The organism is Mycobacterium sp., from assembly GCF_032161845.1.
Taxonomy (GTDB): domain Bacteria; phylum Actinomycetota; class Actinomycetes; order Mycobacteriales; family Mycobacteriaceae; genus Mycobacterium.
Window position 1 is genome coordinate 1 of sequence record NZ_JAVRQA010000263.1, and the last position, 8,920, is coordinate 8,920.

General features: G+C 65.8%; 10 protein-coding genes. 6 read left to right on the forward strand and 4 right to left on the reverse strand.

What is annotated here, in order from left to right; all coding sequences use genetic code 11:
* The 4 genes from QOD90_RS14825 to QOD90_RS14840 all read left to right on the forward strand — a co-directional run.
* A partial coding sequence (locus tag QOD90_RS14825; protein ID WP_526350949.1) for an acyl-CoA dehydrogenase family protein occupies positions 1-881 on the forward strand: 881 nt, incomplete at its 5' end.
* 10 nt (positions 882-891) lie between these two features.
* Positions 892-2,034 carry an acyl-CoA dehydrogenase family protein gene (locus QOD90_RS14830; RefSeq protein WP_526350951.1) on the forward strand — a complete coding sequence of 381 codons (1,143 nt, stop codon included), beginning with the start codon at positions 892-894 and terminating at the stop codon, positions 2,032-2,034.
* Positions 2,035-2,145: 111 nt separating this feature from the next.
* Positions 2,146-2,886: a FadR/GntR family transcriptional regulator gene (locus QOD90_RS14835; protein WP_526350953.1), complete on the forward strand. Its 741-nt coding sequence runs from the start codon at positions 2,146-2,148 to the stop codon at positions 2,884-2,886.
* Positions 2,883-3,710: a PaaI family thioesterase gene (locus QOD90_RS14840; protein ID WP_526350954.1), complete on the forward strand. Its 828-nt coding sequence runs from the start codon at positions 2,883-2,885 to the stop codon at positions 3,708-3,710. The genes QOD90_RS14835 and QOD90_RS14840 overlap by 4 nt, the downstream gene beginning before the upstream one ends.
* A gap of 17 nt (positions 3,711-3,727) precedes the next feature.
* Here the strand turns inward: QOD90_RS14840 and QOD90_RS14845 are convergent, their stop codons facing one another.
* The 4 genes from QOD90_RS14845 to QOD90_RS14860 form a co-directional block, all read right to left on the reverse strand.
* Positions 3,728-4,069, reverse strand: a complete 342-nt coding sequence (locus QOD90_RS14845; protein ID WP_526350955.1) for a lipoprotein LpqH — start codon at positions 4,067-4,069, stop codon at positions 3,728-3,730.
* Between the two features lie 167 nt (positions 4,070-4,236).
* Complete coding sequence (locus tag QOD90_RS14850) at positions 4,237-5,076, reverse strand: enoyl-CoA hydratase/isomerase family protein (protein ID WP_526350957.1); 840 nt, start codon at positions 5,074-5,076, stop codon at positions 4,237-4,239.
* A 1-nt stretch (position 5,077) separates the two neighbouring features.
* Positions 5,078-6,238 carry a thiolase family protein gene (locus tag QOD90_RS14855; RefSeq protein ID WP_526350959.1) on the reverse strand — a complete coding sequence of 387 codons (1,161 nt, stop codon included), beginning with the start codon at positions 6,236-6,238 and terminating at the stop codon, positions 5,078-5,080.
* Positions 6,235-7,455: a Zn-ribbon domain-containing OB-fold protein gene (locus QOD90_RS14860; RefSeq protein WP_526350961.1), complete on the reverse strand. Its 1,221-nt coding sequence runs from the start codon at positions 7,453-7,455 to the stop codon at positions 6,235-6,237. Before QOD90_RS14860 ends, QOD90_RS14855 begins: the two co-directional genes overlap by 4 nt.
* A 106-nt stretch (positions 7,456-7,561) precedes the next feature.
* Here QOD90_RS14860 and QOD90_RS14865 point away from each other — a divergent pair, with 106 nt between their 5' ends.
* Together QOD90_RS14865 and QOD90_RS14870 are read left to right on the forward strand one after the other, a co-directional pair.
* A complete protein-coding gene (locus tag QOD90_RS14865) occupies positions 7,562-8,425 on the forward strand; it encodes an SDR family oxidoreductase (RefSeq protein ID WP_526350963.1) in 864 nt (287 codons plus the stop codon).
* 49 nt (positions 8,426-8,474) lie between these two features.
* Positions 8,475-8,920, forward strand: a 446-nt coding sequence (locus tag QOD90_RS14870; protein ID WP_526350965.1) for an acyl-CoA dehydrogenase family protein, incomplete at its 3' end; no start/stop codon positions are given.

Here is an 8,920-nt window from a genome sequence, read left to right on the forward strand (position 1 = left end):
AGGAGCTCGGATGGTCCGACATCGAAACCGAGTACCCGATCGAAGCCTGCGAGTTACTGTTCCGCGCTCAGGGCCGGTCACTGCTCAACTCGGACTGCCTCGACAGGGTCATGCTGGCCGAACTGGCCCCGCTGCTGGACGGGCCGGTCGACGGGATCGTGCTGCCCCGCATCGCCGACGGCGACAAGCCCGGATTCGACGAAGAACGGGTCGACGGCACGTTGCTTGGACCGCTGCCCAGAGCAGGGCGATTGGTCGTGCCGGTGGCGGGCCCGCAGGGCACGGTGTCCATCGGGGTCATCGACGGCGATCACCTCGAGGGCGTCAGGTTGGATACGTTCGACACGTCGGCCCACTGGTCGCGGGTCAGCGGGCCGCGGACCGGCGAGCTGGTGGAGGCCTCCCTGGAATGGAGTCGCGCGGTCGCCAGTGCCCAGCGGGCACTGGCCACAGAACTCGTCGCACTGGCCGACGAGGCCTTGAGGATCGCGGTTGAGCACGTCAGCGTCCGGATCCAGTTCGGCTCCCCCATCGGCGCATTCCAATCGCCACGGCACCTGCTCGCCGAGGCCAAGGCCAACCTCGAGGGTGCACGCGCCCTGCTGGCCGAGACGTGGCGATATGGCGGGGAGCTGTCGGCGATGACCGCGAAGGCTGCCGCCGGGCGGGCACACCGCGCGGTATCCGACGCTGCCATGCAGGTGTGCGGCGCGATCGGTTTGACGATCGAGCACGATCTGCACAGGTACGTCGTGCGCGGCTTCCAGATCGATTCGCTGTGCGGCTCGTACCAGCAACTCGAGGCGCAGCTGGCGGACCGGCTGTTCGAAGACCATGCCCCAGGCCAAGCGTTGCCCGCGATCGTCTCGTGGGCTGAGTAGGAGGAAGTACATGCGCCGCAACATCTTCGAAGAGGTCCACGACGACTTCCGAGCCACTGCGCGGACGTTCTTCGAGCGCGAGTGCGTGCCCCATACCGAGAAGTGGGAGAAGGACGGCAAGGTCAGTCGCGAAGCGTGGCTGGCAGCGGGAGCTGCCGGGCTGATCGGCTGGGAGTTCGACGAGAAGTACGGCGGGCTCGGAGTCAAGGACTTCCGGTTCAACCAGATCATCTCCGAGGAGATGTTCATGACCGGCGCTGTGGGCATTGGCCTTGGCGTGCAGAACGACATCCTGATGCCCTACATGCAGAGCCTCACGACCGACGAGCAGAAGGACCGTTGGCTGCCGAAGTTCACGAGCGGTGAGTACATCGGGTCCATCGCGATGTCCGAGCCTGCCGCCGGATCCGACCTGGGTGGCATCAAGACCACCGCCCGCGACGAAGGCGACCACTGGATCGTCAACGGCTCCAAGACATTCATCAGCAACGGATTGCAGTCAAAGTTGGTGCTCACCGCCGTCAAGACCGATCCGTCCGAACGTCACAAGGGCATCAGCCTTTTGATGATCGAAGACGGCATGGACGGCTTCACCCGCGGCCGCAAGCTCGACAAGATAGGCCAGTACTCCGCTGACACCGCCGAGTTGTTCTTCGAGGACGTCAAGGTTCCGAAGGAGAACCTGATCGGCGAACTCAACCGCGGTTTCTACCATCTGGTCGGCAACCTCCCCAGTGAGCGGGTCGGCGTCGCCTGCTACGCGTTGCCAGCCGCGCGGAAAGCGTTGGAGCTGACCAAGGCCTACGCGCTGGAGCGCACGGCGTTCGGACAACCAATCGGCAAGTTTCAGGTCAACCGGCACTTCCTTGCCGAGATGCAGACCAAGCTGGACGCCGCCCAGACCTACCTCGATCAGTGCGTGCTGTCGGTGAACGACGGGACGTTGAGCGATCAGGACGCCGCCGGGCTGAAGTGGTGGACCTCGGAGGTGCAATGGGAGATCATCGACCGCTGCCTGCAGATGCACGGCGGTTACGGCTACATCAACGAATACGAGATTGCGCGCCTCTGGCGTGATTCGCGGGTGCAGCGGTTGTACGCCGGCACCACCGAGATCATGAAGGACCTCATGGGCCGGGCGATGGGATATTGAGGATGACGTTGGTCACTGGTATGCCGCCAATCCGCAGCTTGAGTTGCAGGTTCGGCTAATCTGCCAAAATAGTTAGTTGTTTCGTTAATTACGTCAACGGTGGAGGTCGTAATGGAGGTCACCAGTCTTCGGGAGCCGAAGATGGCCGATCGGGTAGCCACGGTACTGCGGCGGATGTTCATCCGTGGCGAGATCACCGAGGGCACCATGCTGCCGCCCGAGTCGGAACTGATGGAGCGCTTCGGGGTGTCGCGACCGACGCTGCGGGAAGCCTTCCGCGTGCTCGAGTCCGAATCCCTGATCCAGGTGCAGCGCGGGGTGCGCGGCGGTGCCCGGGTGACCCGTCCACGCCGCGAGACGCTTGCCCGCTACGCCGGGCTGATTCTCGAGTACGAGGGCGTCAAGGTGAAGGACGTGTACGACGCCCGCGCGACCCTTGAAGTCCCGATGGTCGAACAATTGGCCAAGGACCGCGACCCGAAGGTGATCGCGGAACTCGAGCAGATCGTGGAACGCGAGGCACAGCTGAACCCCGGCAGCGACGCGGTCGACCAGCTCACCGACTTCCACGCCGCCATCGCGCGACTCTCCGGCAACGACACCCTCCAGATCGTCAGCGACATGCTGCACCACATCATCGAGAAGGCCAACCGTTCGTTGCAACCCACCAAGGGTGTGCGCGCCGAGCAGGCGGTCCGCCGGTCAGCCAAGACGCATCGAATGGTGTTGGACATGATCAGGGCGGGCGACGCCGAGAAGGCCGGCGAACTCTGGAAGCGGCATCTGCAGAAGGCAGAGGAGTTCGTGCTCACCGGCTCCGAAATGTCCACGGTCGTCGACCTTCTCGAATGACCGGTGGCGACGCGGTCGTCAACCACCACGATCTCGAGACGCCCGACTCGATTCAGCTACGGTTCGGCATCGCCTACGTCGAGTCTCGCCCGGCTGAGGCGATCGCGGTGTTGTCGATGCCCATGGAGCGTTTCCGCAACCCGTTCACCGGCGCACCCACGCTTGGCCCGCTAGCCATCCTCGTCGACGCCGCCGCCGGCATCGTGAACCACTACCGCCGTCGCCGCGGCCAATGGACGGTGTCCAGTGAGCTGTCGATGGAGCTGAGCCTCGACGGCATCGGGGATCTCGACGGTCCGGTGCTGGCGAGCGCTCACGCACTGGGCACGCTCGGTGCTACGTCGCTGGGGATCTGCACGCTGACTTACGACGGCGTCGTGATCGGGGGCGGTACCGTGCGATCCTTCTTCATTCACGCCGACGACGTCGTCCCCAAGCACCGGCCGGAGACCCTGGACCGCACGCCCACGACGACCTTCGCCGATCTGATGGCAGTCCACGTTCGGCCCGAAGAGCCGGGCTTAGTTCTGTCGCAGCGTGTCGACCCGAATCTGAACAACGACATCGACATCGTGCACGGCGGGGTCGCGGCGGCCGGCCTCGAGTTCGCGGCGTCGGCGGCCATCAACGTGGGCCGCTCGGACACCCCGTTGCGGACCGCGTCCCTGCGGGTGAACTTCCTGCGCCCGTTCTTCGCAGGCGCCGACTCCCGCTACGAGGGCACGGCGTTGCGGGTCGGCCGCAACACCGCAGTGGGCGATGCGCAGGCCATCGGCGACGACGGCAAGGTCGCGCTCACTGCGCGGGTCACCGCTTACCGCTGAGGTCCGGGCGCACCCACTCAGCAAGCCGCCTGGATCGAGAACTCTCCCGACGTGCGAAAGCTGGGTTTATTGGTGTCGAAGCCGTCTGCGATGCCCGAAAGTTGGTAAGTGCGACCGACCAAGGTCACCTTCGCGGCATCGCCGAGGCCCTGGTTGTAGCTCCCGCTGAAATCGGCCAGGTTGTGAATGCTGACCGACTGGACGACCAAGGCGGGGTCGCTTGATACCACCGCGGTGACTCCCGCGTCCTCGTTGCCGCTTCTGAGGGTCGTCACCGTCCCGATGGCGTGACACGACAAGGTGCCGGTGGCGCTGGCGTCCCGGCCGTCGATGGACACCTTTGCCGTCCCGACTGGCACCGTGCCCGATTGTTGCGGCTGACTAGAAGGCGGCTCAGACGAACATCCCGCGAGACCGGCCGCGACCAGCATTGCCGCTGCGACCCTTGGCATCAACCTTCTCGAGCAGGTGGTCATCACGGGCCCCTCATCAGAGTTGAGCAGGAATTCTTGGCGATGTCTGTTCGTCACTTCTTGGAGCGTGACCGGAAAGCGGTGACCCGCTCCTTGAACTCAGGGGTCGAGAACGACACCAACTCCTCGGCCAGCGCGTACTCCAGCACACCCTGCGCGGCTCGGCTCAGGTGCATGTTCAAGGCCACCTTCGACGACCGGAGTGCTTGCGGCGGTAGCGCGGCCAGTCGCTCGCCCAATGCCAGCGCCTCGTCCAACACGGTGTCATCGCTGACCACCTTGGTGACCAGGTTCAGCTTCTCGGCGATGGGCGCGGTGATGCGGTCGCCGAGCAGAACGAACTCCTTGGCCTTCATCATGCCGATCAGCAGAGGCAGCATCGCAGCGCCGCCGTCACCCGCGGTCAGTCCGATCGCCACGTGCGGGTCGGCCAGGTAGCTGCTCTCCCCCATCACCAACAGGTCGGATAGCAGCGCGATCGAGCAGCCCAGCCCCACGGCGGGTCCGTTGACCGCGGACACCAGCGGTTTGGGGAAGTTGATCACCTCGAGGAAGACCGTCCGGGCTTCGTGGATCTGGAACGTCCGCGCGGCCTGGTCCTCGATCAAGCGGCCGAACATCACCATGTCACCACCGGCCGAAAAGGCCTTGCCCACACCGGTGGTCACCACCGCACGCACGTCGTCGTCGGCGTCGAGCACCTTCCAGATGGTGGCGAACGCGTGGTGCACCTCCTCGGTGACCGCGTTCAGCGCCTCGGGTCGGTTGATGCTGATGACGTGTACGTTGCCGCGCTTCTCCACCAGCAGCCACGGGGCGAACTGCTCGTAACCGGCGAGAGTGCCGGGGGCGAGCGAAGCGACGGGGGAAGATTGCGTCTCTGAGGTGGTCATATCAGCTCTTCTCGTTGGAAAGGATGGTAACTGCAGAGACCGCCGTCGGACCACCAATGTTGTGGGCCAACGCTACTCGCGCCCCGTCGACTTGATTCTCGGCCTCACCGCGAAGCTGGTTGAACAGCTCGTAGCACTGCGCCACTCCGGTGGCACCCGGCGGATGACCCTTCGCCTTCAAGCCACCGCTCGGATTGATGGGGATCGACCCGCCGACGTAGTGCTCGCGACCCTCGACGAGCTTGTACGCCTCGAAGCGTTCGGCGAAGCCGAGGTCTTCGTAGCTGATCAGCTCGACACCGGTGAAGCAGTCGTGCACCTCGGCGACGTCGATGTCGCGTGGCGTCACGCCGGCCATCGTCATCGCCGCCTTGGCCGCCTTGACGGTGGGCGGGAACGTCGTCATGTCGGTCTTGTGCTGGTGCATGACCCGGTCCATCCCAAGTCCGACGCCGCGCACCCAGACCGGCCGGTCGGTGTAGCGGTCGACGACGTCCTCGGACACCAGGATGACCGCGGCGGCGCCGTCACTCTGCGGGGTGCAGTCGTAGAGCCCGAACGGGTCGACCACCATCGGGGCGTTCAGCGCCTGCTCGATGGTGATCTCGTAGCGCAGTTGAGCTTTCGGGTTCGTCAACGCATGGAAGTGATTCTTCACCGCCACCATGGCCATGTGCTCCTTGGTGGCTGGCGACTCGTGCAGGTACCGATTGACGTGCAACGCGAAGTTCGCCGGTGCCACCAGACCGAGCGGATAGTCCCACGCGTTGTCCCGCGTCATCGCGGCCCAGTCCCAGAACGTGCTGCTCGACGCGGTCTCACGCACTTTGTCCGCGCCAACGACGAGCACGACGTCATAGGCGCCGGACGCTATCGCAAACGTGCCGTTGCGGATCGCATCATTACCCGTGGCGCAGGCATTTTCGACGCGGGTGACCGGGATGTCGGTGAGGTCGAGCGTGTCGGCCAGGATGCCCGACGGGAATCCGTCGGTGGTTGACAGCTCGCCGAACCAGGCGGCCTGGATGTCCGACTTCGCGATGCCCTTGTCGACTCCTGTGACGCACTCGGCGTAGGCCATCGGGATCAGGTCCTTGATGCCAAGGTCGAAGTGCTCGGCGAACGGGGTCATCCCCGCCCCCACCATGGCTACTCTCCTCATACTCGATCTCCCTCGGACGCAGCGGGGTAGAAGGCGTAGCCGTAGTCGGGAACGCCTGCGCGGTCGGCGATCTTCCGCAGGACCACCGACCCGGCCTGACCAATGGTGGCCTCACCCGCGGGCACGCCGGTGACTTTCAACAACACCCGCACGGGACTGGCGTCGAGTTGTACGACGGCGATCGAGTACGGGCTCGGCAAATCGGGAACTGGAATCTGAATGGTGGTCTGGGTGTAGATGGTTCCGGTGCGCGGCAACGGTTCCAGCCGGTAGTCGGTGACCAACCCGCCGGCGTCATCGACCCTCGCTCGGGGTGGGAACTGTGGCGCGGTGTCAATCCCCGGCCGTTCCTCGAATACGGCTGCCTCCCAACGCAATTTCGGCTCAAACGCCCGAGCGTAGGCCGGCAGGGAGATCGGGATGCCGTTGCCGTCGGCGGTGCGGAACTTGGGCAGATCCCGCGCCTGAACTTCGTTGCGATTGATCGTCGGCGCCGTCGACGACCATGTCACGTCCGCCGCCGTCACGCTGGACTGTTCGATGGCCAACAGCAGACCGCATGCTCCGCCCTCCTCGATCAGGGTGGCCAGCGTGCGAATGACCCCGGACGCCGACGAGACCGGGTCTTCTATCGCGCCCGTGGTGGTGACGTCGCCGCCCAGCTCCTTGGTCTTCGAGCCCACCACGGCGGCCACGGTCTGCGAGCTAGTCAGTCCCAGCTTCGCGACGGTCGACTTGACCCCGATCTCCCGCTGTAGCCGCGGATCGCCGTAGTCGTGGCGGGTGCCGTCCGCGCCACGCGCGGTGGTGGGCAGGCTGCGGGTCTGCCGGGCCACGGGTGCCAGGGTCACGCCCGTCGCGCCGATCAGGACCGCGCCCGCTGCGGCAACCGTCGCGGAGTCGTCGGCGGCGAGCACCAGAGTTCCTTCGGTCGCGTTGAGGATCTGGTCGAGCACCGACGGCGCGCCGCCAAGCACTTCGCTCACCGCTACGTCCGAGGGCAACGACAGGCCGGCGAGCAACACCGCACCGTTACCGCCCTCCAACAGCGGGAAGTCGCGTGACACCAGGACGACGCGTCGTGCCGTCGCCTCCGGGTCGGCGGCCCGGCCTGCAGCGACGGCCATTGTGAGCGCATCCTCGTCGGGTCCCTTGACCCGTTGCCCGTGCACGGTCCAGGGCGGCAGGTAGGTGCCGATCGAGACGACCTGGGTCATGGGGCCTCGCTTTGGTCGGTGGGCGCGTGACGACGCGCATCTAATGAGCTATATAGTTATAGCATTCAAGACTGCCGCGGCGTGACGACGAAAGGGTCGACGAGACGTGAGTGAACCCGCTCCTCGAACGCTGGAGCAACGCGTCGTCGTGGTGACCGGCGCCAGCCGCGGCATCGGTGCCGCCATCGCCGTCCGAGCCGCCACAGATGGCGCCGCCGTCGCGCTGCTGGCCAAGACCGAGACGCCCAACCCCAAGATCGCGGGCACTCTGGGAGAGGTTGCGGAGGCCGTGGTGCGTGCAGGCGGGCGGGCATTGCCGCTGGTGTGCGACGTCCGCGACGCCGCCGCCGTGGCCTCGGCCATCGAGGCGGTCGCCCAGAAGTTCGGCGGCATCGACGTCGTGGTCAACAACGCCGGCGCACTCGACCTGCGGCCGACCGCGAAGTTGCCGCCGAAGAGCCTTCGCAAGCTGTTCGAGATCAACGTAGAAGGCCCATTCGCAGTAGTACAGGCGGCTTTGCCGCATCTACGTCGTTCGGACAACGCGCACGTCGTCAATGTCTCTCCTCCGCTGAACCTGGACCCAAGGTGGGTCGGGGCTCACGTCGGCCACACCGTCGGCAAGTACGCGGAAAGCCTGCTCGTTCTCGGCTGGGCCGAGGAGTTCGCGTCCGTGCCGATCGCGGTGAACGCGCTGTGGCCGGCCACGACCGTCGCCAGCACCGGGATGCAGGTCGCGATGGGCGAGGCGGCCGTCAACGCGCAGGCCCGCAGTCCGCGGATCATGGCCGACGCCGTACATGCACTCGTCACCAGGCCCGCCGCAGCGTGTAGCGGCCAGTTCTACACCGACGAGGAGATCCTTCGTGACGAGGGGGTCGACGACCTGTCGGACTACCGACTGGCAGCCCGCGAGGTAGACCTGACACCCAACTTCTACCTTCCGTCGACCCCTCTCCCCACCGTCTAGGAGGCATCGAGTGAGTTCCTTCGACGCGTTGAGCGCGCGAGAGCCCGAGATGGCCAAGATGCGGTACGCGGTACGCGACTTTCTGAGATCGGACCGCGCCGAGTTTGGTTGGGTGCCCGCCGTCGACGCGTGGCTCGGTCAGTGGGATCAGGATTTTTCGGCGCGCCTTGGCGCCGCGGGCTTCCTCGGCCTGACCATCCCGAAGCGCTACGGCGGTCACGATCTCGGGCACCTGCAGCGTTATGTGGTGACCGAGGAATTGATCGCGGCGGGCGCGCCGGTGGCAGCACACTGGACCGCCGACCGTCAGGTCGCGCCGAGCCTGCTGAGCTACGGCACCGAGGAACAGCGGGAGCGACTGTTGCCGCAAGTCGTAGCGGGCAGGCTCTATTCGTCGATCGGCATGAGCGAACACGGCGCGGGATCCGATCTCGCCGCGGTACAGACGAAGGGAACACGCACCGAGGGCGGCTGGCTGCTGTCCGGTACCAAGGT